The organism is Roseibium sp. M-1, assembly GCF_054515675.1.
The window spans coordinates 1,905,425-1,930,819 of sequence record NZ_CM137257.1; the positions used below are offsets into that span (position 1 = coordinate 1,905,425).

Here is a 25,395-nt window from a genome sequence, read left to right on the forward strand (position 1 = left end):
ATGGCGAAAGATTGCATAAGTATTCTCAAAAATTCATGTAGTGTTTATGGTGGCTGCGATCAGAGAAATATAGCCTACCGGAATTGTTATGGAAAAGGTAATTCCTACGAACACAAACCTTTTTATATAGGTAAAGACAAACGTTCTGGCAGCTCCAGCTCTTCCAGCACGAAAAATGCGGGCCGTTCAACCTCAAAGTAAAACTATAATTGACGGTCTTTTTGTCGGATCCTGGAAACATCACCCTTCGCATCGTCCCCATTACTGTATTTCAAGTCAGGGTACTCTCAGACGACGCTTAAGGAGGTCTTTCCAGGTCCGCATGAAAAATGGACCGGATTCCACCGCGACCATCACAGTGCTCTAGCCTGACACGAAGAGAGTTGCAGACGCAAAGACCAGCCGGAACTCGCAAAGGCGGTTTCGACTGTAGCGCAATGACCGGATCTGCAGACCCGAGTTGCAAGTGGAGACGCTTCGATACACACGGGCGAAGCTGGAACCGGCCATTCTTGAACAGTAGGTGCATCGCCATAGGGCGCTCGCCCGATTGTCCGAGGAACGCAAGTGTGAACTTTGCGCATCACCAAATCGGGCAGCACGCCCATTCCGGAAAACGGACTGAGCCGAAAAGTGAAGTCGTTTCAATATGATGCAGAAAACTTGGCTGGGGTGGAAGGATTCGAACCTTCGCATGGCGGTACCAAAAACCGCTGCCTTACCGCTTGGCTACACCCCAAGGCCGTGGGGACGCTGTATAGCGAGGCCGGTGGCGGAGCGCAAGCCTCTCAAGGATCAATCTTTTGCGCGTTCAGGCGGGTTTTCCCCAACTGGCTTTTTGCTCCTCCTCCATGCGGCTTCGAGGGATATGACGGCGGCAAGAGAATACTGCGATATGGGTTACAAGTCCCCGGACCGGGAACCGAATCGGCTGGATTTTCCGGGCAATCGCCACCTATCTGCCTGACGTTATTCACAAGTTCAAAAAAGTGACATTCTCCACGGCAAATCTCTTGCGGGAAGTGAGCAGCTTTGCTACATGAGCCTCCACGCAGCGCGGGCTCGCCCCGCTGCTCCCGATGAGCTGACCCAAAAGAAGCTCATATCAAGTGTCGGAGTGTAGCGCAGCCTGGTAGCGCACCTCGTTCGGGACGAGGGGGTCGGAGGTTCGAATCCTCTCACTCCGACCATTTTCTTCTTTCTCCTTGCCTCTTGTCTGCTCCCGGAAAACCTCATTTTCGAGTCGCCGAAACGTTCTCGCGCTCGGCCTGCCGGCGATGGCGTTTCAAGCCGCTCTGCAGATGAAGGCGTCACCGGACGTGAACCTCGCCACCTCCTTTTTCCTGTTGAGCACCAGCGGCTGCTCCTCAACTGCTGCATCGCACCCCGCCCCTTTGAATGCCCTTCGCAGATGGCGGGCCCTCAAGATCTCGGCATCGGCCCTTTGGACTCCACTCCTTGATTTCCACTGCCATAGCGGGAAGGCTAAAGGGAATTGCGATCAGGAAAGAGGTGCCGGCGATGAAAATCCTTCGGAACGTGAGATGGGCGACATGTCTCGCCGCCCCCTTCATAGTCGCCGCCGCGCTGGTTGCCTCGCCGGAAGACGGGCTCGCGCAAGAGGGGTTTGTGTTTGGGGCGGACAACCTCGGCGCGTCTATGGATGCACCGGGTTTCGGCGCGCCGGGAAAACGTGCCGAAAGCGACAGGCCCGAACTCGGCAGCGCAGGCCTCGGCGACTATTCCATGTTTCTAGGACGGCTCTCCCTTGTGGAACCGTCTAAAGACACCGGCGGGCTGTGGACCGTCTTCCGGGTGACCCGGGTGCTGTGCAACGCACTTTACCAGGGCAAGAACACGCTGCTTGAAGTGGCACCAAAGGGATATGCGATTGAACGCAGCGATGTGCATGCGCTCGGGTTTCCCGGGAAAAGCTGGAATGAGGACCGCTATGCGATCTCCGTAACCGGCGACAGCGAGAAAGACGCGGCCGCGGGTCACCCTGCATGGGAGGTCGCGTATGACGACGAGGGCAACCTGATATCATGCCGTGTCACGATCGGACCGAAACCGGATCAGGCAGAGGCCGCGTCTGACGACGACCACCGGACCCAGGCAATCCAGATGCTGTATATCGGCGTGCCACAGCTCTTTTCCGCCATTCTCACCGAACCGCGTTTTGCCGGCACCCATCCTCTTGCCCCTTCAGAAGTCATCAAGATGGCGACCCCATGCGGTGGTGACTGGTGCCCGATCGAGATCATCTATGACCTGCGTCCGGGAGAGTGGCACATCATCTCCACGATCCGTTTCAATCTTGCCCCGAAGGCGGAATAGCACCTGAGGCAACGGCTGCTGACTTACCCGTTTCTCGCCGTGCTGCCGCGCGCGATGACTTCGTAACCCAGATCAACAACCGGTGTTTCCGGCTCGTTGCCGGCGAGCGCGTTCATCAGCATGCGCATGGCATCGCGCCCCATGTCGAGACGGAAGGTGCGCACGCTGGAAACAGGCGGGTTGGCGGCGGCCATCATTTCAAGGTCGTTGAAACCGCAGATGCCCATATCCTCGGGCACACGTATTCCCCGTCGCTGGCATTCAAAAAGAGCGCCGAGTGCAAGGTCGTCGTTGTTGCACAGGATCGCGTCAGTCTCGGGCGCCCTGGAGAGAAGATCGGCGACGAGTTCGCAGCCGAGCGTCACCGTGGACGGTCTCGGCGTGGTGACAATGCGGCCCGGAGCGAACACGCCAGCCTTCTCGGCCGCCGCCCTGAACCCCGCCAGACGGCGCTGACTGCGCGGGTCGAGACGGGCCGCGATATAACCCGGCCGCTCATAACCCGCAGCCAGCAGGTGACGTGTCGCCGCCGCAGACGCCTCGCTATGGGAGAACCCGATCATCATGTCATACGGATCAGGCCCGCATTCCATGATTTGGACCATGCGGCACCCGGCGGTGGTCAACAGGCGCGCGGTTTCGTCGGACTGGTCAAGGCCGGAGAGAATGAGGCCGGCCGGCTTCTGGCTGAGAAAGGTCCGGACGAGGCTTTCCTCTTCCAGCGGCGAATAGCGCGAATTGCCGAGCTGGACCTGCCATTTCGACCCTTCCACCGCCTCGTAGATGCCGCGCATGACATCGGAAAAGACGTTGTTGGTAACGGAGGGCACGATGACGCCGATGACGTTTGTCTTGCCTGCGGCCAGCGCGCTCGCGGCCGGATCCGGCACGTAGCCGAGACGGTCCACGACAGCCCGGATTTTCACGAGAGTCTTTGCCGAGACTTTGTCCGGATCGCGCAGGGCACGGGAAACAGTCATAGCGCTAACACCTGCCTCGCGAGCAACATCGGCAATTGTCGTTTTCAAATTATCCAACCATTACAGATATTTATTTAGCTATTTCACTCAGCTGGAATGATAGCTCATAAAAAAATGTTTGACAAATGTTAGCGCTATCATTTTCAATAGGCCCAACAGAACACCAGACGGGGACGGAAATGCAGCCGCAGAGGCCACCGGAAAAGGGCGACAAGGTGCTCATCGTGATGGGCGTGTGCGGCGCCGGCAAAAGCCTTCTGGCCAAGCGCTTGTCTGAACGCCTTGGCGTCGCCATGGTCGAAGCTGACGACTTTCACAGCCCGGACAACAAGCGCAAGATGGCTGCCGGAGAGCCGTTGACCGACGCCGACCGCATGCCCTGGCTGGACGCGGTCACGCTTGCCGCCAAGCTCCAGGTCTACTGTGCTGGCGGGGCGGTCATCGCCTGCTCCAGCCTGAAGCGGACCTATCGCGACCGGTTGCGGGCGTCCCTGCCCGGTTGCCGGTTTCTGCATCTGGCAGGTCCGCGCGCATTGATCGCCGAGCGGCTCGGCAACCGCCAGGGCCACTTCGTCGGCGAAACGCTGCTGGACAGCCAGCTGGCGATCCTGGAACCGCTCGAAGCCGACGAAGCCGGCTTCACACTTCAGATTTCAAGGCCAGCCGACGACCTCGTCGATCTGGCCCTTGAAGAACTGCGGCAACACCAGCCGCCTGTCACCATCGCCTCGTAGCCGGCGATGGAAACCTACGGGAGGAAATCATGCTGAAACACCTGACCAGAGCCGCCCTTGCCGCCGTTGCGGTGGGCGCACTTGCCACGTCGGCGCTCGCCGCCGACTATTCGTTCCGCTTCCAGTCGTCCGATCCGGCCGGCAACCCGAATTTCGAGCTGCAGCAGGGCTGGGCCAAGGGCGTTGCGGAGAAGACCGGCGGCAAGATCGAGATCGAGCTGTTGCCGGTGGAATCGATCGTTGCCCATAACGAAACGCAGGACGCCATTTCCGCCGGAATTCTCGACGGTCATATCACCGACACGTCCTATTTTGCCGGCAAGGATCCCGCCTTCGGCCTCATCGCCAACCCGGTCGGCGCCTGGGCGTCGCCCGATCAGATGTTTGCCTTCATGGCAGAGGGCGGCGGCAAGGAGCTGATGAACGAACTGGTCGAACCTTACGGCCTGCACTTCATCGGCGCCACCACACCGGGTCTGGAAGCCTTCGTCTCCAAGGTCCAGCTCAACGGCGTCGACGACCTGAAGGGTCTGAAGCTGCGCGCGCCGGAAGGCCTTGTGCAGCAGGTTTTCGCGGCGGCCGGCGCCGCCCCGGTCAACCTGCCGGGTTCGGAAGTCTTCACCGCGCTCGACAAGGGCGTGATCGATGCGGCCGACTACACGGTGTTCTCTACCAATCATGCGCAGGGCATGCACAAGGTCGCGCCGAACCCGGTCTATCCGGGCTTCCACTCCATGCCGCTGGTGGAAATCTCCATGAACAAGGCAAAGTGGGACGAGCTTCCGCCGGAGCTGCAGACTGCACTTGAAGAAAGCGTTGCCGAATTCGCCAAAGCCCAGGTGGCCGCCCTTGCCGAGCGCGACATGGCAGCCGTCGAGGAAGCCAAGGCGAGCGGTGAAGTGACCATCACCGACTGGTCGCCGGAAGAGCGCGCCAAGTTCCGTACCATCGCCACCGGCGAGTGGGCCAAGGTCGCCGAGCGCTCCGAAAATGCCCAGAAAGTCTATGACGTTCTGACCAGTTACCTGAAAGAAAACGGCCTGATGCAATAAGCTGCCCGGCTGCCTGACCCTCCTCTTCATGAGGAGGGGCAGTGGCCGGTCTCGAAGGATGGGTAGCAAACTCGGAATTTGCGGCCCATCATTCGATGGCTCCGTTTTGCTCTGCGCCTCCGGCGAGGTGGTGCAGGATATGCAGGCAGGAAAGGGAAACGCGGCGCCTTCGGGCGCCCGTTTTGTAAAGAACGGGAGGAAACCGTGGCGGAATTGAACGATACACCAGAGCGGGAAAAGGATCCCGGCGCTGTCGCAGAGGCAGGCATGCTCGGGCGCTGGATTGACAAGGGTGGACTGCTGTTTGCCGTCGGCATCGTCATCTCGATGCTGGTCCTGATCAACGAGGTGGTGCTGCGCTATGTCTTCAACGCACCGACCATCTGGGCCCATGAAACCACCATTTTCCTCTGCGGCGCCGCTTTCCTTTATGGCGGGCTCTACTGCACCGCGCGAGACCGGCACATCAGGGTGGTGCTGATCTATGATGCGATCTCGCCCCGCGTCCGGCGCGGTCTAGACGTCGTCATCTCGCTTGTCTGCATGGCCGCCAGCGGTTTCTTTGCCTGGGCCTCCTGGCTGATGGTGGAAAAGGCTGCCTTCCGGCCGGACGGCAGCTTCCGCCTGGAGCGCTCGGGCAGCGCCTGGGACCCGGTCTTTCCCGGTCTTATCAAGGTTTTCCTGCTGATCGTCATGACCGTGATGGCGGTGCAGTTTCTGATCCTCGCTTTCAATTACGCCAGGGGGCGCAAGTGACAGACTTTTTCGGCTCCCTGCAGGGCCTCGGCATCGAGGCCGGCACGCTGCTCATGTTTGCGATGCTGCTGGTCCTCCTGGTCTCCGGCATTCCGCTCGCCTTCGTCACGCTCCTGGTGGCGCTGATCTTCGCCCTCGGCTGGTTCGGTCCGATGGTGGTGCCGCTGATCACCAGCCGGGTCTATTCCTTCGTCGGCTCCTTCGTCTTCGTCTCCGTACCGATGTTCGTGCTGATGGCGGCGATCCTCGACCGGTCAGGCATTGCCCGCGATCTCTTCGACGCCATGAAGCTGCTCGGCGGCCGCCTGCGCGGCGGTGTCGCCATCCAGACGATCGTGGTGGCCGTGATCCTGGCAGCCATGAGCGGCATCATCGGCGGTGAAGTGGTCCTGCTCGGCCTTGTTGCCCTGCCCCAGATGCTGCGGCTCGGCTATGACAGGCACCTGGCCATCGGCGTCGTCTGTGCCGGCGGTGCGCTCGGCACCATGGTGCCGCCGTCGATCGTTCTGATCATCTACGGCCTGACCGCGAACGTTTCGGTCGGCGATCTCTTTACCGCAGCCTTCCTGCCGGGACTGATGCTGGCGGGCTTCTACGTCGCCTATGTGCTGGTCCGCGCCTATCTCAACCCGGCCATTGCACCGGTGGCGGAGGGCGATCCGGTGCCGCTGGCGGAAAAGTTGCGGCTATTGAAAGGCCTGATCCTGCCGCTGACGGTTGTCGCCGGCGTGCTTGGTTCGATTTACGGCGGTATCGCCAGCGTGACGGAGGCATCCGCCGTCGGTGTTGCCGGTGTGCTGCTGTCCACCGTGGTGCGCGGTGAATTCTCGCTCGGACTCCTGAAAGGTGCAGCGCTGCAGACGCTTCAGACCGTCGGCATGATCGTCTGGATCGGCATCGGCGCCAGTGCCCTTGTCGGCGTCTTCAACCTGATGGGCGGCATCAAGTTCGTTTCGGCGCTGATCTCAGGCATATCCGACAACCCGACCGTGATCCTGCTCTTCATGATGCTGATCCTGTTCGTGCTCGGCATGTTCCTCGACTGGGTCGGCATCGCGCTGTTGACCATGCCGATCTTCGTGCCGATCATCAAGGACCTCGGCTACGACCCGGTCTGGTTCGGGGTGCTGTTCTGCATGAACATGCAGGTGTCGTTCCTGTCGCCACCCTTCGGGCCAGCGGCGTTTTACCTGAAGAGCGTCGCACCGCCCGACATATCGCTGGCGACCATCTTCCGCTCGCTGCTGCCCTTCATCGCGCTGCAGATCCTGGCGGTCGGCATCCTGCTGTTCTTCCCGGGTATCACCGGACGGTAGGACGAACATCAAAAAGCCGCCCGCGGAAACACGGGCGGTTCTTCTTCTCTTCGGAAACTTGCTTTCTCCGCCGTCTTTCCTGCCCGGCAGAGCAAGATCCGGGATGTCTGCTCAAAGCGTTTGCCGGGCTGACCTCACCATTCGGCAACGCTGCCGTCTTCGTGACGCCAGACAGGATTGCGCCAGCGGTGCCCTTCACGTGCTCGATCCTTCACGTAATCCTCGTTAATTTCAATTCCGAGGCCAGCCCCTTGCGGAATTGCGACATAGCCGTCGTCAAAGGAGAACACCTCGGGATTTTGGATGTAGTCCAGAAGGTCGTTCGTCTTGTTGTAGTGAATTCCCAGGCTTTGCTCCTGGATGATCGCGTTGTAGGAGACCGCGTCCAACTGCAAGCTGGCCGCAAGTGCGATTGGACCGAGAGGACAGTGAGGCGCAAGGCCTATGTCGTAGGCTTCCGCCATGGCCGCGATCTTGCGGCACTCGGTGATGCCGCCCGCATGTGACAAGTCGGGCTGGACAATGTCGACGCAGCCGCTTGCCAGCACGTCCTTGAAGTCCCAACGCGAATAGAGCCTTTCACCGAGCGCGATGGGCGTCGAGCAGTGCTTCGAAATTTCCTTCAAGGCTTCATGGTTTTCGGACAGGACCGGTTCTTCGAGAAACATCAACCGGTAGGGTTCGAGTTCCTTTGCCAGAACCTTTGCCATCGGCTTGTGGACCCGGCCGTGAAAATCCACCCCGATCCCTATGTCCGGCCCGACGGCTTCGCGCACTGCGGCCACGGCAGCCACTGCCTTATCTATCTTGGCATTGCTATCGAGAAACTGCAGTTCCTCGCAGCCATTCATCTTGAGGGCCTTGAAGCCGTTCTCGACCATTGCGCGCGCTTTTTCGGCCGTCACCGAAGGCCGGTCACCTCCGACCCAGGAATAGACCTTGACCTTGTCCCGCAATTGGCCGCCAAGCAGCGAATGCACAGGTTGACCGAGCGCCTTGCCCTTGATGTCCCAAAGAGCCTGATCAATCCCGGCAAGCGCACTCATGTGAATGGCACCGCCGCGATAAAACCCTCCGCGATAAAGGACGGACCAGTGGTCCTCGATCAGAAAGGGATCCTTGCCGATCAGATAGTCAGCCATTTCATGGACTAAGGCCTCGGTCGTAAGCGCCCGGCCTTCGACCACCGGCTCCCCCCAACCGCAAACTCCCTCGTCCGTTTCGATTTTCAGAAACAGCCAGCGCGGAGGCACGATGTAGGTGGTGAATTTGGTGATTTTCATGAACAGCACTTCCAAGGAGAACGGCACGTCTGGACCCGGATCGGCATCGGTTCCAGTGCCCTTGCGAGGTTCTTCAACCTGATGGTCGGCATCCCACTGCTGACCATGCCGATTTTCGTACTGGTCATCAAGGACCCCGGCGACGGCCCGGCCTCGTCCGGTGCGCCAAAGGTCCTGGCGGCCCGCATCCTGAACGCGGCTTCGAAGATTACCGGATGGTAGAACCGAATTGAGAAAACGCCATCGGGCCCTGCAGCCATTTTTGGCTTTTCACCGCGTCACCCCGGGGCGAGTGAAACGAGACCCGGGGGACACTTCAGAGAAACCTACTCGGCACTAGAACCCGACGCCAAAGCAACACCCTCACTCGCCCGCTATCTGCCGTTCGATGGACTGCGCTGCCTCCATCTCCCGGTGAAGACGCGCCTCTTCTTCGACGGCCGGCGTGATGAAGCGGCCGAGGAGAAGATAGGCGACCGGTGTCAGGAACAGGGTCGAGACGGTCGCAAGACCAAGACCGCCGACGATGACGAAACCAAGCGCGATGCGGGCTTCCGCCCCTGCCCCGCTCGCCATGATCAGCGGCACGCCGCCGACGATGGTGCAGATCATCGTCATCATCACGGGACGCAGACGGATATTGGAGGCGTTCTCGATCGCCTCGCGCAATCCCTGGCCGCGGTCGCGCAGCTGGTTGGCGAATTCCACGATCAGAATACCGTTCTTGGCCATGATGCCGACAAGCAGCACCAGCCCGATCTGGGAATAGACGTTGAGCGTCGTGCCTGTGAGAAGCATTGCAAAGACGGCGCAGGCAAGCCCCAGCGGCACCGTTGCCATGATGATGATGGCACTGATGAAGCTTTCGAACTGGGCCGCCAGCACCAGAAGGATAATGACGATTGCAAAGCCGAACGTGCGTGCCATGGAGGAGGACTGCTCGCCGAGCGTTGCCGTTTCGGCCAGCGGCACGATGCGGGCACCAGGCGGCAACAGCGGCCCGGCGATCCTCTGCGCCTCCTCATAGGCGCTGCCGAGCGGGAAGTCGTCGGCAAGGCCGGCGGTGATGGCAACGGAGCGCAGTTGCTGCTCGCGGGCAAGCGACGGCGGCACGGCTTTTTCCACCAGACTGGCGATGGTAGAGACCGGGACGAAACGGCCGTCGCCGGTCTTGATGAAGATGTTCTCCATGTCCGTCGGATCGTTGATCGGATTGGAGGTGGAGACGAACTTCACGTCATAGGCCTGATCGTTGATGAAGACCTGGCCGATCTTGCGCCCGTCGAGCATGGCCTGCATCGCGGTGCCGAGGCCGTTGATATCGATGCCGAGATCGGACGCACGTTCCCGGTCGATGGACACGGAGAGCTGCGGCTGTGTCGCCTCGGTCGACAGACGCACCTGGCGGAAGCGGGGATCCTGCTCCATTTCCGCGATGATCCTGTCCGCCGCCGCCCCGAGCGTTGCGTAGTCGTTGCTGCCGGCGACGGCGAATTGCAGGCCCGAGCCGGCGCCGCGAATGCCCAGGCTGTTGGGCTGGAAGGCAAAGGCGCGCACGCCGGGAACATCCGTTACCAGCTTGCTGACTTCCCCCAGGATTTCCTGCTGCGAGCGGCTGCGCTGATCCCAGGGGGCCAGGCGCATGACGATGAAGCCGCTGTTCTTGGAGCCGCCGGTACCGGCGATGGAGAAGGTGCTGACAACCTCGCCGCTCTCGCGGTAAGGCTCCAGCAGACCCTCGATCTGGCGCATTTGCTGGGAGAGATAATCGAGGCTGACGCCCTGGGGCGCGGAAATGCGCATGAAGGCAAGCGAGCGGTCTTCCGACGGTGTCAGTTCCGACTTGATGGTCGGAAACAGGATGCCGGCGGTTGCCGCAAAGAGCAGCGACACGGCCACGACGACGATCGGTGCATCGAGGCACGCATGCAGGCAGCGGCGGTAGAGCGCGCTCAGAAGCCGGCCGAGACCGCCTGCCGCACCGCCATGACCGCCCGACGCTTCGCCGGATTTTCCCTTGAGTATGCGTGAGGCCAGCATCGGGCAGAGGGACAGGGCCACGATGGAAGACAGGAACACGGCAATCGCAAGCACGAAGCCGAATTCCCGGAAGAGACCGCCGGTCTGGCCGGGCAGGAACGACAGCGGCACGAAGACCGCGATCAGGGTCGCGGTGGTCGCGAGAACTGCGAAGAAGACTTCTTCCGTACCGAGAACTGCTGCCGCCCTCGGTCCCATGCCTTCGTTGCGCCGACGGACGATGTTCTCCAGCACCACGATGGCGTCATCCACCACGAGACCTGTTGCAAGCACCAGGGCCAGCAGTGTCAGGATGTTGATGGAAAAGCCGGCAAGGTAGATCGCCGCAAGCGTGCCGATCAGTGCGACCGGCAACGAGACACCCGGAATGATCGTCGCGCGCCAGTCCCACAGGAAGATGAAGATGATCAGTAGGACAATGCTGACCGAGATGGCGAGCGCGATTTCGACTTCGTGGATGGCGCCGTTGATGAAGGTGGCATCGTCGCTGGTGACCTCGATGGTCATGCCCTCGGGAAGCGTTTCCTGGATCCGCTCGACCGCCTCGCGCACGCCCTTGGAGATTTCAAGGGTGTTCGACTGGGCGGAGCGGATGACGCCGAGACCGATACCCGACTTGCCGTTTGCCCGCAGCTGGGTCTGGCCAAGGTCGGGGCCGAGCGTCACCGTCACGAAGTCACGAAGCCGGGCCCTGCGATTGATAATGACGCTCTCGAATTCCTCAGGGGAATCGATGGCAGCCGTCGCGCGGACGATCAGGTCCTGGTTCTGGCTGGTGAGTGAGCCGGCCGGCGTGTCGAAGGCCATTGACGAAAGTGCATTGGCAACGTCGCCGAGCGTCAGGTTGAGGCTCGCCATCTTGGCCTGGTCGATATCGATGCGGAAGATCTTGTCGCGGTCGCCATAGACCTGAACGTCGGCAACCCCGGGAACGGCCGCCAGCGTATCGGCAATCTCGTCCTCGACCAGAACCGTCATGTCCTCGACGCTCATTCGGTCGGACGTCAGGCCGAGGCGCACGACCGGCTGGGCATTGGCATCGGCCTTGACGATGCGCGAGGCTTCCGCATCCTCCGGCAGGTCGTTGACGATGCGCCCCAGAGCATCGCGCATGTCGGAGGCGGCAACATCCAGATCGACATCGTCGTCGAATTCGACGGTCACCCGGCTGCGTCCGAAGGAGGAGGAAGAGGAAATCGCCTTGACGCCCGAGACGCGTGCCACCGCACCCTCGATCACGCCGGTCACTTCACGGTCGATGGTCTCGGCCGCGGCGGACGGGTAGTCGGTGCTGACGGTGATGACCGGCCGGTCGACGTCCGGCAATTCGCGCACTTCGACACCGAAGAATGCCGCGACGCCTGCCACGACGATCAGCATGTTGATCACAAAGGCCAGCACGGGGCGGCGGACGAAGAGGCCGGTGAAGCCAAGTTCCTTGAGACGATCCAACTGCATCGGAACCTTCCTGGCCTTAAGATCCGCTTTCGGCGGAAGCTGATTTCGGCGGTGCGTCGGCTGCCGGGGCCTGCTTGCGGCCGGCAACGGCAACATCCGCCCCCTGGCGCACCAGATGAAGACCTTCGGTCACGACCTCGTCTTCCATCGTCAGACCGGCATCCACCAGAACGCTGTCCGTGTTGCGCTGAATGATGTTGACCGGCACGCGCACGCCCTTGCCCTCGCGCACGGCCCAGACATAGGCGCCGTCCGACCCCCATTGCACCGCCAGAGGGTCAACAGCCGGGTAATTATCTCCCGGAAATTTCATCGACACCTGGAAGGACATGCCTGCACGCAGCTTGTCCGTCTCGTTCGGGAAACGGGCCCGGACCTGCAGCGTGCGGCTGTCGACATCGATACGGTTGTCGACGGCGCTGATGAGGCCGTCAAACGTTTCGCCTGGCCGCGCGACCGAGGTAGCCATGATCGGCGAGCCGACCTTGATGGCGGAGGCATAGCGTTCCGGCACCCAGAAATCGACCAGGATCTCGCTGCGGTCGTCGATGGTGGCAATGACGGTCTGCGAGGTGACGTAGTTGCCCGCGGTGATCGGCAGGATGCCGACGATGCCTCCGATGGGCGTTTCGACGGCACGGCGCGAAAGGGCAAGTTCGGCTTCCTGCCGCTCCAGGCGGGCATTTTGGAGCGCGAGCTCCGCGTCCGTCTCCTGCACCGCGGTCGCGGTGTTGGTCTTCCGCAGAACCTGTATGCGCTGCAGACGCGCCTCAGCGTCCTTGACCGCATTGGCGGCACGCTCGACGGCAATTTGCTCGGCATCGGAATCGAGTTTGGCGATGATGTCGCCCGGTTTCACTGTGGCGCCGGATTTGACGAGGATCTCGTTCATCCGGCCGCTCGTGAACGGCGTCACTGCGACCGATTGCAGTGCCGTGCTGGTGCCGATGGCCGAAAGCCGGTCGTTGATGGTGATCTCGACGACAGGTGTCGTGACGACAGCGCCCTGCGGGCCGCCGCCCCTGCGCTTCGGCTGATCGCCTCCACTTGGCGCCGCATCGGCCGCCGCGAAATCCAGCCCTTCGATGCCCCAGCCGGACAGCATGGCCCCGGCGCCCGGGAAATAGCGGACCCAAAGCCCGGCTGCGATGACGAGAACCACAAGGGTCAGCAAAAGCTGCTTCCAAATCGACACTGATTGCTCCACCACGCATTCGCGGCCGGACCCGCGAAAGATTGCCTTCTAGGTATGATGCTCTACGGCAAATCCCGTAGTCCAACAATCTAATTAGTGTAGCAAATTGTATGCAGTAGGGTCCTGCCGCCCGGCAGCTTCAAAAACGGCGGGCGACCGGCAACCGGCAAGCGCTTGCAAACCCTGCTCCGGTGTGCCGGCTTCACTATCCTGTTTCGGCTTCGGAAGCCTTTATCATGCGCATCGATGCCTGCCGGTTGATGATTTGGCGGCGCGTGAAGGCCAGACCGAATAACCCGGACAGGATCAGCACGATTGTCGGCGCCGGGGCGCTGTCGAGGAAAAAGCTGGCATAGGTGCCAGACACCATTGCCGCCATGCAGATCAGGACAGAAACCCAAAGCATGGTGCGGAAGGTGCGCACCAGCAGGAAGGCGATGGCTCCAGGCGCAATCAGCAGCGCGATGGCTAGGATCAGACCTGCGGCAGATAGCGTGGCAACGATGGTGAGCGACAATGCCGCCAGCAGCCCGTAATGCAACAGGCCGACAGGGAGGCCGGATGCCTTTGCCTGCGCAGCATCGAAACTGTGCAGCAGGAGGTCCTTCCACTTCAGCACCAGGCCGCCGCCGACGACGAGTGCGATAATGCCGGCGGTCAGAAGTTCGTGCGGCTCGACGCCGAGCATGTTGCCGAAGAGAATGTGATCCAGATGGGCGTTGGTCTCGATCGAGACATAAAGCACGATGCCGACACCGAACATGCCGGAAAAGACCACGCCCATGACCGTGTCCTGCTTCACCCGGCTGTTGCCGGACAGATACCCGGTGAGGACGGCGCAGACCATGCCGGCTGCGAAAGCACCGATGATCAGCGGGATGCCGAAGATATAGGCGAGCACGATACCAGGCAGCACGGCATGGCTGACGGCATCGCCCATCAGGGCCCAGCCTTTGGTGACCAGAAAGCAGGACAACAACGCAGTCGGGACCGAGACGATCATGCAGATCAGAAAGGCGTTCTGCATGAAGGGAAATTTGAACGGCAGGGCGAGCGTTTCAATATCCATCATGCGTCCCCCGAATTGCGTTCGCCTGCACCGGGCCGGACCGACAGTGCCGCTGCGGCCTTGCGTTTAGCCGCAAGCAGTCCGTGCTTCGGCGCAAGCAGGAAAACAGCCAGGAAGATCAGCGTCTGCAGCGTCACGATGATGCCGCCCGTCGCTCCGTCGAGGAAATAGCTGATATAGGCCCCCAAAAAGCTCGTCAGCGTGCCGATGGCGACGGAGGTGAGGATCAGGCGCGGAAAGCGGTCGCAGAGGAGATAGGCGGTCGCGCCGGGTGTGACCACCATGGCGATCACCAGGAATGCCCCCACCGTCTGCATCGCGGCGACAACCGAGGCCGACAGGAGCACGAAGAAGATTGCCTTCAGGAGCCCTGGACGCAGACCGATGGTGCGCGCGTGGCTTTCGTCGAAGAAGGTGACCATCAGGTCCTTCCATTTGACCAGCAACACCGCCAGCGAGACGAAACCGATGATGGCGAGTTGCAGCGTGTCTTCCGGCGTGATTGCCAGGATGTTGCCCATGGTGATGGTCTGAATGGAGACCGACATCGGATTGACGGAGACGATGAAGAGGCCAAGGCCGAAAAAGGACGTGAAGATCAGGCCGATGATGACATCGACCTTGAGGCCGGAACGCTCCGACAGGAACAGCATGGCTCCCGCGGCAAACCCGCCGGCGATGAACGCTCCGAGCGAGAACGGCAGGCCGAGGATGTAGGCACCGGCAACGCCGGGGACGACCGAGTGGGAGAGCGCATCGCCGATCAGCGACCAGCCCTTCAGCATCAGATAGGACGACAGGAAGGCACAGACCCCGCCAACCAGGGCGGAAACCCACATGGCATTGGTCATGTAGCTGTAGCTGAAGGGCTCCAGCAGGTAACCGAGACTGAGCGGCTCCATTACTTGCTGGCCTCGCTGGTCTGCACTTCGTCGCCATACTGGACGAATGGCCGCTCATCGTCGGTGAGGATAGTGACCGTGCGCTGATCGCCGTCCGTGTGCAGGGTCTGATCGGAAATGGTGAAGTGGCGCAGCACGCCGCCGAAGGCTTTTTCCAGGTTCTGGCGGGTGAAGGTGGTTTCCGTCGGACCGTAATCAAGAACCGTGCCCTTGACCAGCACGGTGCGGTCGCAGAATTCCGGAACAGAGCCGAGATTGTGAGTGGAGACCAGCATCACCCTGCCCTCGTCCCTGAGTTCTCTCAGCAGCGCAACGATCTGTTCCTCGGTCTTGACGTCGACGCCGGTGAACGGTTCGTCGAGCAGGATTACCTGACCGTCCTGGGCAAGCGCCCGGGCAAGAAACACGCGCTTGCGCTGACCGCCGGAGAGTTCACCGATCTGCCGATGGCGGAAGTCCTGCATGTTGACGCGCTTCAACGCCTGGTCGACCGCCGCATGATCGGCAGGCTTGGGCCGTCGCAGGAAACCCATATGACCATAGCGGCCCATCATCACCACATCCTCGACAAGGACGGGGAAGGACCAGTCGACTTCCTCCGACTGGGGCACGTAGGCGACGAGGTTTTTCCGCAGCGCTTCGCGAACCGGCAATCCGAGGATGCTGATCCGGCCCCTGGCCGCGGGCACAAAACCCATGATGGCCTTGAAGAGGGTCGACTTGCCCGCACCATTGACGCCGACGAGAGCCGTCACCGTGCCGCGAGGGATGGAAAAACTGGCGTTCCAGAGCGCAGTGTGTCCGTTCCGGTAGGTAACGGTAACGTCTTCGGCGGCGATACCGCCGCCATCCGCCTGGGCGGTCATGTCCATTTCCGGATCCTTGACAATCTGCAGCATGCTTTCTGTCCATTAAAGAGCACAACGGGAGAGTTCACAATTGCGACCCCGCGGCAGAGATGCCGCGGGGTCCAAAAGTTTTAGCCGCACTCAGTTGGTGGCCGCCTTCAGTCCTTCGGCAACCGTGCCTGACGTCACCTTCAGCAAATCCAGGTAGGTCGGCACTTCACCGCCAGCTTCGCTCAAGGAATCCACGTAAAGCACACCGCCATACTTTGCGCCGGTCTCCCGCGCGACCTGTTCGGCCGGGGCGGTGTTGACCGTGCTTTCGCAGAAGACGACGGGAATGCTGTTTTCCCTGACACCATCGATGACCGAGCGAACCTGCTGCGGCGTCCCGACCTGATCGGCATTCATCGGCCACAGATATAGTTCCTTCATGGCGAAGTCGCGCGCCAGATAGCTGAAGGCGCCTTCACAGGTCACCAGCCAGCGCCGGTCTTCCGGGATCTCGGCGATGGCCTGGCGCAGCGGCTCGATGGTCGCGCGCAGCCTGTCTTTGTATTCGCCAGCATTCCTGACATAGACAGCCGCGTTGTCCGGATCGTTCTCGGCAAAGGCCTCAACGATATTGTCGATATAGATCAAGGCATTATCCAGCCCCATCCAGGCGTGGGGATTTGGTTTGCCCTCGTAAGACCCGGAGGCGATCGGGATCGGATCGATGCCGTCCGTCAGGGTGGCGGACGGGATCTCGCCGAGGTTGGACAGGAACTGCTCGAACCAGAGTTCGAGGTTCATGCCGTTCCACAGGATCAGATCGGCATCGGAGGCCCGGACGATGTCCTGCGGCGTCGGCTCGTAGCCATGGATTTCTGCGCCGGGCTTCGTAATCGAAACCACCTCAGCGGCATCGCCGGCCACGTTCTGCGCCATGTCCGCAAGCACGGTGAAGGTCGTCACCACTTTCATCTTGTCGGCAGCGAAAGTGCCGGTCGCCATTGCGGCAACGAGCACCGCCGTGGAGGCTGAAAGAACCAGGTTTTTAAGCATCACCGTTTCCCTGAGTGAGTTGATCTGCTGCAATTGATATTGCAACTCATTCGCAAGTGTCAAGCTTGTTGCGAATGAGTTGCAATATCAATTGCAGATATCAGGTTGGGTACGCGTGGGGGTGTGCGCAGGATCACCAGGCGCGAAAACAACCAGTCGGCAAACAGGAAATCACCTGCCCTTCTTTGCGAGCGCCTCCCCCTCCGTGGTTATCCCGGACGCAGCTACGCGGAGATCCGGGATAACCACGAAAGGGGAGGCAAATTCCTCGCAACTAAAATGGAGAAAGGGCAGATTCCGCGGCGCTTCGATCCCGGCTCGCGCTGCGCTTGGCCGGGATGACGCCAGTGGGATTGGTGGTGTGAGAAAAACATAACCGCCGGCGAAGACGCCGGCGGTCGAATTCTGCGACTTGTGTCCCCGTCGCCCTGGCTACCTGCCGTCAGGCCGCAGCGACGCGGTTCAGGAAGGTCTCGATGCCGTCCTTCAGCGCACGACTGCGGTTGGAAAGATCATCCGACGCGGCGAGAACGTTGCCGGAGGCTTCCCGGGTTTCATCGACGGCCTGGGCGAGCCGCGCCATGTTGGTCTGAACCGCCTGGGTGCTCTGGGCAGCCCGCTGGACGTTGCCGGAGATTTCGTTGGTGGCAGCGCCCTGCTGGGTAACGGCGGCGGAGATGCCTTGCGTGTAGCCGTTGACCTCTTCCATCGTATCGGAGATCGCGCCGATCGCCGTGACCGCCTCACCGGTGGAATTCTGGATGGTCTGGATCTGCGCAGAGATTTCTTCCGTCGCCTTGGAGGTCTGGGTTGCCAGCTCCTTCACTTCCGCAGCCACGACCGCAAACCCCTTGCCGGCCTCACCCGCTCTTGCGGCCTCGATGGTCGCATTCAGGGCAAGAAGATTGGTCTGTTCGGCAATCGCCTGGATCAGACTGACAACCTCGCCGATCTTGGTCGCGGCTTCCGCCAGGCCCTGCACCTTGCCGTTGGTATCGTGCACGGCGCTGGTGGCAGAGGTGACGATGTCGGAAGACCGGCGCACCTGCTCGCCGATCTCGGCGATGGAGGCGGAGAGCTCTTCGGCAGCCCCGGCGACATTCTCAACGCTCATGCTGGCGTCTTCACTGACACGGGCAGTGTCGGCCGCCTGTTCGGCACTGTTTTCGGCGATGCCGCCGAGAGCGGAGGCGGTATGCGTCATGCCGGCCGCGGTTTCGTCCAATGCCCCGAGCAGATCCTGGATTTCGTCGCGGAAGTTCTGGATCAGCCGTTCGACCTCCTGCTGACGCGCGCCCTGCTCGGCCTGATGAGCACTCGCCTCGCCTTCCAAGCGCAGGCGCTCGCGGGCGTTCTGCTGGAACACTTCAACCGTACGGCTCATGTCGCCGATCTCGTCGCGCTGCGCCGTCGACGGGATCGTCACGTCGATGTCACCTTCCGCGAGGCGCCCCATGGCTTCGGTCAGGGCGCGGGTCGGACGGGTGATGACCAGCGAAAGAACGAAGGCGAGCAGCCCGCCGACCACAACGGCAGCGCCAAGCGCGACGGCGATCAGGACAAGGGCCGTGTCGGCGCGAGCCGATGCGCTGGCGGACTGGGCCTCGGTGAGCGCGGTGATCACGCTGCGAACCTGGGTGGAAATCGCCACCAGTTCGGCACGCTTGGCGTCAAAGGCGTCCTTTGCAGCGACCATGCCAGCAAATTCGGTCTCGTAGGTGCCGACTTCCGTTTCGATGGAAGCTACCAGATCGGTGATTTCCGGAAATGCCGCGCTGTCCGCCTTCAGCGTATTGGCGAGATACCGCAGGGTTTCAGTGCGGTTGCGCACTTCGTCCGCCCCGATCGATCCCAAACCTGAGAAGAACTCCATCGTGGCCGACCGGATTTCCAGTGACGATTTCTGATACTTGCCGACGTTGACATTCACCAGGTCGACAATACCGAGCTGGGATTCCGCCTTGCCGGCAATTGCCTTGGCTTCGTCGGTTGCGGCATAGACGACCTTGCGCAGCGCCGAGGCCTGTTCGTGCAGACCGGCAAGCCCTTCTGCAATCTGGACTGCGTCCGCGGCCGTTACCGGCCCGGGTTTCGTGCCCTCGCCTTCCGGCTTCGGCAGTTTGCCGGCCAACGCCGTTGCCATGTCGCCGAGCGCCTTGACCTTGGCAGCGTCGAGACCGTCGACCTTGAGTTTACCCGCCTTGCCGGCCGTCTTGGCCAAATCCTCGATACCTGCAAGCAACTGCGTGGCTGTTTCCGGAGCAAGGTCGCCGCCCTCGCCGGCAGCCGCAATCGCAGCCTCCAGCTCGATGGTCTGGTCTTCCATGTCAGACAGCATGCGGCCGACCTTGTCGGCGCGGTTGCGCGTTCCGGAAGCGGTCTTGGCGGCCCCGCCAGCATCACGCTGGATCTTGGCCATCTTGTCGTTGATCTGGGCGGCAATGGATTCCAGCCCGGTCGCGGACCGCAGCAGCTTGTCGACCTGGACCTGCCGGTTGCCGACCGCCTCGACGACACCGTCGAATTCGCCGCTGAGCTGCTTGACCAGCGTAATGGCCTCGGCGGTCGCCGCCTCGCCGCTGCCGGTACCGGAACTCTCGTCGAGTGTCACAAGTGCCGTTTCCAGCTGACCGATCTGCGCCCTGGCGGCCTCGGCAAGCTCCGGTGTCCGTTCGGCCAGATAGGCTTCCTGGGCCTGAGCCACCTGTTGCAGGTTCGCCATCGCCGCTGTCGCCCTGGCGCTGACATCCGACTGGGACCTGAGGCCGAGAATGGCGACCGTGCCGACGGCACCGACCGCCGCAGCTACCAGGATCATGGTTACGAAGCCGCCGCCGACCTTCGCCGAAAAGCGCGCATTCTTTAACGGTGTAAGTAACTTGGACATGTTTCCCCCGCACTTTCTCTGATTGAAAGCTTGGCGGCTAAACAATTGGTGAAGAATTCAGGGGACCGCTTTTCTTTGCCATCGCAAATTAAATCGGCAGCTTTTTAGTCTTTGGCGGCAACGAGATATAGCTGTGAATTCATGAAACTATTTTTGCCCAAAATAAATACAATGACCTGCATTGGTTTTCGGTACGCCGCATCCACAACCCAGGATTTTAAAAACCGCAATCCCTGGCAACCTCGCCAGTTTGCGCAGGAGAAAAGCTTCTCCTGCGCCGAACCGGTCTTTCTCAGTCCTGCTGCCGCGCCGCCTCAAGGAGCTTTTCCAGCACGGTCCGATCCCCGATCTGGTTGGCCATCAGCAAGATCAGCCGGGCATTGAAGGCATCGCTGTCGGCCTTGGAGAGGGTGTCGTGCGCAGCCAGCAGCGCGGCATAGAAACCGTCCGGTTGCTCAAGTTGCGGTGTGGTCACCAGCTCTGTCATCAGGCCTCTCCTTCTTTGCCAAGTGCCCGGGCGAGCGCGCTTTCGACGGCAGCCGCGTCGTAAGCCGGCCAGCGCGCGGCGACATGCTGATCGGGTCGGATCAGATAGACAGCCGCAGCCGCTTCTCCCAGATACCTTTCCTTCAGCTCCGGGCCGATGGCGTCAGCCGCGGCGTTGATGCCATTGACGGTCAAGCCGTGAAACTCGAGCGCTTCGGGCACGTCTGTGCCAAGCCCAAGCAGCGTGAACCCGCCGCCAAGCGCCTCGAGCAGCCAGGCATCCCCAAAGGGGGCATCGACTGCCGGACTGCCGGGCCGGGTCCGCACCGGCAAGCCCCAGGCGTCCGGGCCGTTCAGCGGCGAGCCGTCATAAATGCAGGGCACGGACAGACGGCCGGAATTCACCAGTGGCCGCGCAAAGGCGTAGTGTTCGGAAAGATCCAGCACAGCGTCACGGAAGACACGGCTGATCTCGGACTTCGGCGTGATGAAGTCGGTCGAGCGCGAGCTTTGCAGAATATTCTCGTCCGCCGCCATTTCCCGCTCGAAGGCATAACTGTCGAGAAGGCTTTCCGGCGCCTTGCCGTCCAGGACCAGCTTCAGTTTCCAGCCGAGATTGTCGGCATCCTGGAACCCGGAATTGGCCCCGCGCGCGCCGAAGGGCGAAACCTGATGGGCACTGTCACCGGCAAAGATCACCCGGCCGTGGCGGAACTTTTCCATGCGCCGGCACTGAAAGGTGTAGATCGACACCCATTCCAGGTCGAATTCGACATCATCGCCCAGCATTTCCTTGAGGCGCGGGATGACGTTTTCCGGTTTCTTTTCTTCGTCCTTGTCGATGTCCCAGCCAAGCTGCAGATCGATGCGCCAGACCCCGTCCGGCTGCTTGTGCAGCAGCGCCGACTGGTCCTTGTTGAATGGCGGGTCGAACCAGAACCAGCGTTCGGTCGGAAAGTCCGCCTTCATGATGACATCGGCGATCAGAAAATTGTCCTCGAAGACCCGGCCGACAAAGTCGAGATCGAGCATGCGCCGGGAAGGCGAACCGGCCCCGTCGCACGCGATCAGCCAGCCGGCTTCCAGATTGTACGCCCCTTCCACCGTTTCCACGGTGACGAGCGTGTGGTCGTCGCGGGCGTCGAGATTGGCGACCTTGTTGCGGCCACGGATTTCCACCGGCTTGCCTGCAGCTTGCAGCGCGCGGATGCGCTCGACCAGATAGAGCTCGCAGTAATATTGCTGCAGGTTGATGAAGGCTGGCCGCTTGTGGCCCTGTTCGGGCAACAGGTTGAAATCATAGACCTGCCGGTTGCCGAAGAAGACCTTGCCAACGTTCCACACGACGCCCTTGTCGGTCATCTCGTCGCCGCAGCCGAGCCTGTCGAAGATTTCCAGAGACCGTTTGGAAAAGCAGATCGCCCTTGAGCCGACACTGACCTTGTCGTTGTCGTCGAGCACGACCACCGGAACATCGGCCTGGGCAAGATCGATGGCAATCGCAAGACCGACCGGGCCGGCACCGATGACGACCACCGGATGGCGCACCGGTGCCGGGGCATCCTGATCGGGCGATCGCTTGTAGGGGTAAAGCGGTGCTTCAAAGAGTTTGGTCACAGGCTATCCTCCCGGCTCCTGCGTCAGAGGTATTTTTCAGCCGCCGGATGGCGATCGAAGTCGAGAAAGAATTCATCCAGCTGCGGCGGTGCGACGCTGGTTCCGGCCAGCATGGCATGCACCTGGCCGCGGTGGTGGATCTGGTGCTGGAAGAGGTGCAGCAGCGTGTGGGCAATTGTCTCGTGCTTCACGCCATCCTTGCCCCGGTCCTGCGGGATCGTCCGGTCCAGATCGTCTTCCGTGAGCGCGTCGCAAAAGCCGACCAAGGCACGATCCAGGCTCTCCTGGGCGACCCTCAACTCCTGGACACTGGCCAGATGCGGCCTGTCGAACACCGACAGGCCCTGACCCAGCTCGTTAAGTGCGTCCAGATAGTAGCGGTCGACCTCCCAATTGTGATTGAGCGTCTCCCGGATCGACGGAAAGAAGTTCGTTCTCTCCGCCTCGAACTCGGCCTGCGAAAGCGCACGGCAGGCCTCGTACAGCCGCTCATTCGCATAAGCGTTGTTGCGGGCCATCAGGCGAAGGTGATCAAGGGCGGAGGTCATTGATTACCCCTGCAAATCCGCCCACATCCTGGCATCGCGTTCCGCCGTCCAGATGCGCGGCGTGTCGATGCCGAGAGCCTCGTCGTAGGCGCGGGCGACGTTGAAGGGCAGGCAGTGTTCGTAGATCGCATAGTCCTTGAACTTCGGATCGCATTCGGCACGGCAGGCGTCCCAGGCTTCCTTCAGCGATCCGCCGCCCTGGGCGACCCGGGCCACCGGCCGATAGGTCGAGGAAACGAAATCGGCCGTGTTGGTCAGCGCCTTGCCTACCATGTCCTTGCCGACCAGCGCATCGCCGCGGCCGGGCGCGATGGCTTCCACATCGAAGGACCGGATCGCCTCAAGCGTTGTCGGCCAGTCGTTGAAATGGCCGTCGCCGCAATAGCAGGCCGAATGGTATTCGACGATATCGCCGGTGAACATGACGTTCTGGTCCGGCACGTGGATGACGATGTCGCCAGCCGTGTGGGCGCGGCCAAGGAAGCGCAGATCGACCCGCCGCTTGCCGAGATAGACGGTCATGCGGTCGTTGAAAGTGGTGGTCGGCCAGGTCAGGGGCGGGATGTCGTTGACGTTGTCATAGCCCATGAACAGACGCGGGAAGCGCATGAATTCCGATTCCCGGTCCTCTGCACCGCGTTCCACGACCATGGACCGGGCTTTCTGGCTCATGATCACGGTCGGCGCCCGATAGGCAGCAGCCCCCAGCACGCGCACGGCGTGATAATGGGTCAGCACAAGATGGCTGATCGGCTTGTCGGTGACGGACCGCACCTTCTCGATCACCTTGTTGGCGAGTGCGGGGGTCGCCTGCGCCTCGACGATCATGACACTGTCATCGCCGATGATGACGCCGGTGTTCGGGTCGCCTTCGGCGGTGAAGGCCCAGAGGTCCTTGCCGATCTCGGTGAATGAGATTTTCTTCTCGGTCATGTCGCCGGCGGAGGCGAATTGCTTGCTCATCTTGAAGCTCCGTGTTTGCCTGCGTCCCATGCGGGCATCGCCTTTTTGGCGACGGCGGCCGGATGGGTTTCCATTGTGGTGGCCATGGTGTCGTTCCACCGGTTGAGGTAGCCGAAGAGAGCGATCGAGGCGACGATCTCGACAATCTCGGCGTCGTTGAAATGCGGCCGCAAAGCCGCGAAATGGGTGTCCGTGACGTTGTTGGGAACGCCCGCCGCCTCTCTGGCCAGGATCAGCGCGGCCTTTTCGGCTTCGGAGAAGAGCGGCGAGGTCTCGCACTCCCAGACGGCGGCGATCTTCTCGTCCGAAACGTCGTAGACGTGGCTGAGGTTTGCCATATGGCCCTGGCAGTAGCGGCAGCCCGTTGCCATGGAGGTCATCAGCGCCACCATCATCTTCAGGTCTTCCGGCACCGTGCCTTCGTAGAGGACTGCCTGGTTCAGATCCATGAAGGCCTTGGCGATGTTCGGCCGCCGCGCCATCGTCAGGATCGAATTGGGCAGAAAGCCACGGATCGCGTCATAGCGCGCGAACTTTTCTTCAAACTGGGGCAGATCCGCCCGGTCGAGCGGCTCGACATGAGGCATAACGCCTTCCTCCTCAAACATGTTTTCCCGCCGCAAGCAGTGCCCTCTGCAGCTCTTCCAGCCTCAATTCGGCTGTACCCCCACCCCTGGCCCCTCCCCACAAGGGGGAGGGGGACGGGTCCGAATTCTTGTCCCGCTGTTGTGCCCAACACGGATTCGCCAGGCTGATTTTCCCCAACCAATTGGCAGGGCCTGATCGCCCTCCCCCCCTGTGGGGAGGGGTTAGGGGTGGGGGTCCACACCCCGAAGACCGCGGCTCAGCCTTTCAGCAAAAGTCAGGCGGCCCCGAATTTCTCCACCGTCTGCTCGATGGCGCCGAAGATGGAATGGCCTTCGGTGTCGAGCATCTCGATGCGGACCATGTCGCCGAATTTCAGGAAAGGCGTCTTGGCTTCGCCCGTGTTGATGGTCTCGATCATGCGGATCTCGGCAACGCAGGAATAGCCGACACCGCCTTCTGCCACCGGCTTGCCCGGACCGCCCTCAAGCTTGTTGGAGACCGTGCCGGAGCCGATGATCGTGCCGGCACAGAGCGGGCGGGTCTTGGCAGCATGTGCAATGAGCTGGCCGAAGTCGAATGTCATGTCGACGCCGGCATTTGCCCGGCCGAAGGGTTTGCCGTTGAGGTCGACATGCAACGGCAGATGCAGCTTGCCGCCCTTCCATGCGTCGCCAAGCGCATCCGGCGTCACGGCCACCGGCGAGAAGGCGGAGGACGGCTTGGACTGGAAGAAGCCGAAGCCCTTGCCGAGTTCGGCCGGGATCAGGCCGCGCAGGGAAACGTCGTTGACCAGCAGCACCAGTCGGACGTGGTCCCGCGCCTCATCGGCGCTGACACCCATCGGCACGTCGCCGGTGATGACGGCGATCTCGCCCTCCATGTCAATGCCCCAGGCTTCTTCCTTCATGGCGATCGGATCGCGCGGAGCAAGGAAGCTGTCGGAACCGCCCTGATACATCAGCGGATCGGACCAGAAGCTTTCCGGCATCTTGGCGCCGCGGGCCTTGCGCACCAGTTCGACGTGATTGACGTAGGCCGAGCCGTCGGCCCACTGATAGGCACGCGGCAGCGGCGACAGGGCGTCGTGCTCATGAAACCGGATGGTTGGGACGGCTTCGTGGGAGAGGCTTTCGGCAAGCAGGGCGAGTTTTGGCGCCACATGCTCCCAGTCGTCGAGAGCGGCCTGCAGGGTCGGGGCGATATGGCTTGCATCGGTGCAATAGGTCAGGCGGTCGTTGACCACCACCAGCTTGCCGTCGCGGCTGCCATCCTTGAGCGTTGCCAGTTTCATC

At 61.5% G+C, this 25,395-nt stretch carries 21 protein-coding genes and 2 tRNA genes; 7 read left to right on the forward strand and 16 right to left on the reverse strand.

Translation table 11 applies throughout. From position 1 onward, the window contains the following. Positions 1-664: 664 nt before the first annotated feature. A tRNA-Gln gene (locus tag ACX3M4_RS08660) sits at positions 665-739 on the reverse strand. A 374-nt stretch (positions 740-1,113) separates the two neighbouring features. Between ACX3M4_RS08660 and ACX3M4_RS08665 the strand changes: the two genes are divergently transcribed. Further along, a tRNA-Pro gene (locus ACX3M4_RS08665) sits at positions 1,114-1,190 on the forward strand. A 331-nt stretch (positions 1,191-1,521) separates the two neighbouring features. After that, positions 1,522-2,337 carry a hypothetical protein gene (locus ACX3M4_RS08670; protein WP_459358184.1) on the forward strand — a complete coding sequence of 272 codons (816 nt, stop codon included), beginning with the start codon at positions 1,522-1,524 and terminating at the stop codon, positions 2,335-2,337. A gap of 23 nt (positions 2,338-2,360) precedes the next feature. On the opposite strand, the gene gntR is transcribed toward ACX3M4_RS08670, so the two are convergent. Then, positions 2,361-3,374, reverse strand: a complete 1,014-nt coding sequence (gene gntR, locus ACX3M4_RS08675) for an HTH-type transcriptional regulator GntR (RefSeq protein ID WP_459358185.1) — start codon at positions 3,372-3,374, stop codon at positions 2,361-2,363. 122 nt (positions 3,375-3,496) lie between these two features. Between gntR and ACX3M4_RS08680 the strand changes: the two genes are divergently transcribed. From ACX3M4_RS08680 to ACX3M4_RS08695, 4 genes are all read left to right on the forward strand, one after another. After that, positions 3,497-4,051: a gluconokinase gene (locus ACX3M4_RS08680; protein WP_459358186.1), complete on the forward strand. Its 555-nt coding sequence runs from the start codon at positions 3,497-3,499 to the stop codon at positions 4,049-4,051. A 29-nt stretch (positions 4,052-4,080) separates the two neighbouring features. Further along, entirely contained in the window at positions 4,081-5,103 is a 1,023-nt protein-coding gene (locus ACX3M4_RS08685; RefSeq protein ID WP_459358187.1) for a TRAP transporter substrate-binding protein, read from the forward strand. A 204-nt stretch (positions 5,104-5,307) separates the two neighbouring features. Next, positions 5,308-5,859: a TRAP transporter small permease subunit gene (locus tag ACX3M4_RS08690; protein ID WP_459358188.1), complete on the forward strand. Its 552-nt coding sequence runs from the start codon at positions 5,308-5,310 to the stop codon at positions 5,857-5,859. Positions 5,860-5,912: 53 nt separating this feature from the next. Beyond that, on the forward strand, positions 5,913-7,175 hold the full coding sequence (locus ACX3M4_RS08695) for a TRAP transporter large permease (protein ID WP_459359394.1): 1,263 nt from the start codon (positions 5,913-5,915) through the stop codon (positions 7,173-7,175). A gap of 134 nt (positions 7,176-7,309) precedes the next feature. Here the strand turns inward: ACX3M4_RS08695 and dgoD are convergent, their stop codons facing one another. Continuing rightward, positions 7,310-8,458, reverse strand: coding sequence for a galactonate dehydratase (gene dgoD / locus ACX3M4_RS08700; protein WP_459358189.1), 1,149 nt, complete (start codon positions 8,456-8,458; stop codon positions 7,310-7,312). Positions 8,459-8,539: 81 nt separating this feature from the next. Between dgoD and ACX3M4_RS08705 the strand changes: the two genes are divergently transcribed. Next, the gene (locus ACX3M4_RS08705; RefSeq protein ID WP_459358190.1) at positions 8,540-8,680 is read left to right on the forward strand and encodes a hypothetical protein; all 141 of its coding nucleotides are present in this window, start codon (positions 8,540-8,542) and stop codon (positions 8,678-8,680) included. Between the two features lie 141 nt (positions 8,681-8,821). Here ACX3M4_RS08705 and ACX3M4_RS08710 read toward each other — a convergent pair whose 3' ends face one another. The 13 genes from ACX3M4_RS08710 to ACX3M4_RS08770 form a co-directional block, all read right to left on the reverse strand. Further along, entirely contained in the window at positions 8,822-11,956 is a 3,135-nt protein-coding gene (locus ACX3M4_RS08710; protein ID WP_459358191.1) for an efflux RND transporter permease subunit, read from the reverse strand. A gap of 16 nt (positions 11,957-11,972) precedes the next feature. After that, positions 11,973-13,151: an efflux RND transporter periplasmic adaptor subunit gene (locus tag ACX3M4_RS08715; protein WP_459358192.1), complete on the reverse strand. Its 1,179-nt coding sequence runs from the start codon at positions 13,149-13,151 to the stop codon at positions 11,973-11,975. Between the two features lie 205 nt (positions 13,152-13,356). Next, positions 13,357-14,220 (reverse strand): metal ABC transporter permease, encoded by an 864-nt coding sequence (locus ACX3M4_RS08720; protein WP_459359395.1) that lies wholly within the window; start codon positions 14,218-14,220, stop codon positions 13,357-13,359. After that, a complete protein-coding gene (locus ACX3M4_RS08725) occupies positions 14,220-15,122 on the reverse strand; it encodes a metal ABC transporter permease (RefSeq protein ID WP_459358193.1) in 903 nt (300 codons plus the stop codon). Before ACX3M4_RS08725 ends, ACX3M4_RS08720 begins: the two co-directional genes overlap by 1 nt. Continuing rightward, positions 15,122-15,988 (reverse strand): manganese/iron ABC transporter ATP-binding protein, encoded by an 867-nt coding sequence (locus tag ACX3M4_RS08730; protein ID WP_459359396.1) that lies wholly within the window; start codon positions 15,986-15,988, stop codon positions 15,122-15,124. Before ACX3M4_RS08730 ends, ACX3M4_RS08725 begins: the two co-directional genes overlap by 1 nt. Positions 15,989-16,111: 123 nt before the next feature. Next, entirely contained in the window at positions 16,112-16,963 is an 852-nt protein-coding gene (locus tag ACX3M4_RS08735; RefSeq protein ID WP_459359397.1) for a metal ABC transporter substrate-binding protein, read from the reverse strand. 493 nt (positions 16,964-17,456) lie between these two features. Continuing rightward, positions 17,457-19,901 (reverse strand): methyl-accepting chemotaxis protein, encoded by a 2,445-nt coding sequence (locus ACX3M4_RS08740; RefSeq protein ID WP_459358194.1) that lies wholly within the window; start codon positions 19,899-19,901, stop codon positions 17,457-17,459. A gap of 292 nt (positions 19,902-20,193) precedes the next feature. After that, positions 20,194-20,388 carry a DUF2783 domain-containing protein gene (locus ACX3M4_RS08745; protein WP_459358195.1) on the reverse strand — a complete coding sequence of 65 codons (195 nt, stop codon included), beginning with the start codon at positions 20,386-20,388 and terminating at the stop codon, positions 20,194-20,196. Continuing rightward, entirely contained in the window at positions 20,388-22,004 is a 1,617-nt protein-coding gene (locus ACX3M4_RS08750) for an FAD-dependent oxidoreductase (RefSeq protein WP_459358196.1), read from the reverse strand. The genes ACX3M4_RS08745 and ACX3M4_RS08750 overlap by 1 nt, the downstream gene beginning before the upstream one ends. A 23-nt stretch (positions 22,005-22,027) precedes the next feature. Then, positions 22,028-22,552 (reverse strand): DinB family protein, encoded by a 525-nt coding sequence (locus ACX3M4_RS08755; RefSeq protein ID WP_459358197.1) that lies wholly within the window; start codon positions 22,550-22,552, stop codon positions 22,028-22,030. Between the two features lie 3 nt (positions 22,553-22,555). Next, positions 22,556-23,515, reverse strand: coding sequence for an MBL fold metallo-hydrolase (locus ACX3M4_RS08760; RefSeq protein WP_459358198.1), 960 nt, complete (start codon positions 23,513-23,515; stop codon positions 22,556-22,558). Continuing rightward, positions 23,512-24,102, reverse strand: coding sequence for a carboxymuconolactone decarboxylase family protein (locus ACX3M4_RS08765; protein WP_459358199.1), 591 nt, complete (start codon positions 24,100-24,102; stop codon positions 23,512-23,514). The genes ACX3M4_RS08760 and ACX3M4_RS08765 overlap by 4 nt, the downstream gene beginning before the upstream one ends. A gap of 275 nt (positions 24,103-24,377) precedes the next feature. Next, on the reverse strand, positions 24,378-25,394 hold the full coding sequence (locus ACX3M4_RS08770; RefSeq protein ID WP_459358200.1) for a fumarylacetoacetate hydrolase family protein: 1,017 nt from the start codon (positions 25,392-25,394) through the stop codon (positions 24,378-24,380). Between the last annotated feature and the right edge of the window lies 1 nt (position 25,395).

Excerpts from the sequence above, each read along its gene's own strand:
- ACX3M4_RS08765 (WP_459358199.1), bottom strand. The coding sequence starts at position 24,102 with ATGCCTCATGTCGAGCCGCTCGACCGGGCGGATCTGCCCCAGTTTGAA.
- ACX3M4_RS08720 (WP_459359395.1), bottom strand. The coding sequence starts at position 14,220 with ATGGATATTGAAACGCTCGCCCTGCCGTTCAAATTTCCCTTCATGCAG.
- ACX3M4_RS08755 (WP_459358197.1), bottom strand. The coding sequence starts at position 22,552 with ATGACCTCCGCCCTTGATCACCTTCGCCTGATGGCCCGCAACAACGCT.
- ACX3M4_RS08705 (WP_459358190.1), top strand. The coding sequence starts at position 8,540 with ATGGTCGGCATCCCACTGCTGACCATGCCGATTTTCGTACTGGTCATC.
- ACX3M4_RS08725 (WP_459358193.1), bottom strand. The coding sequence starts at position 15,122 with ATGGAGCCGCTCAGTCTCGGTTACCTGCTGGAGCCCTTCAGCTACAGC.
- ACX3M4_RS08745 (WP_459358195.1), bottom strand. The coding sequence starts at position 20,388 with ATGACAGAGCTGGTGACCACACCGCAACTTGAGCAACCGGACGGTTTC.
- ACX3M4_RS08680 (WP_459358186.1), top strand. The coding sequence starts at position 3,497 with ATGCAGCCGCAGAGGCCACCGGAAAAGGGCGACAAGGTGCTCATCGTG.
- ACX3M4_RS08770 (WP_459358200.1), bottom strand. The coding sequence starts at position 25,394 with ATGAAACTGGCAACGCTCAAGGATGGCAGCCGCGACGGCAAGCTGGTG.
- ACX3M4_RS08670 (WP_459358184.1), top strand. The coding sequence starts at position 1,522 with ATGAAAATCCTTCGGAACGTGAGATGGGCGACATGTCTCGCCGCCCCC.
- ACX3M4_RS08735 (WP_459359397.1), bottom strand. The coding sequence starts at position 16,963 with ATGGCGACCGGCACTTTCGCTGCCGACAAGATGAAAGTGGTGACGACC.
- dgoD (WP_459358189.1), bottom strand. The coding sequence starts at position 8,458 with ATGAAAATCACCAAATTCACCACCTACATCGTGCCTCCGCGCTGGCTG.
- ACX3M4_RS08710 (WP_459358191.1), bottom strand. The coding sequence starts at position 11,956 with ATGCAGTTGGATCGTCTCAAGGAACTTGGCTTCACCGGCCTCTTCGTC.
- ACX3M4_RS08730 (WP_459359396.1), bottom strand. The coding sequence starts at position 15,988 with ATGACCGCCCAGGCGGATGGCGGCGGTATCGCCGCCGAAGACGTTACC.
- ACX3M4_RS08740 (WP_459358194.1), bottom strand. The coding sequence starts at position 19,901 with ATGTCCAAGTTACTTACACCGTTAAAGAATGCGCGCTTTTCGGCGAAG.
- ACX3M4_RS08685 (WP_459358187.1), top strand. The coding sequence starts at position 4,081 with ATGCTGAAACACCTGACCAGAGCCGCCCTTGCCGCCGTTGCGGTGGGC.
- ACX3M4_RS08695 (WP_459359394.1), top strand. The coding sequence starts at position 5,913 with ATGTTTGCGATGCTGCTGGTCCTCCTGGTCTCCGGCATTCCGCTCGCC.
- ACX3M4_RS08760 (WP_459358198.1), bottom strand. The coding sequence starts at position 23,515 with ATGAGCAAGCAATTCGCCTCCGCCGGCGACATGACCGAGAAGAAAATC.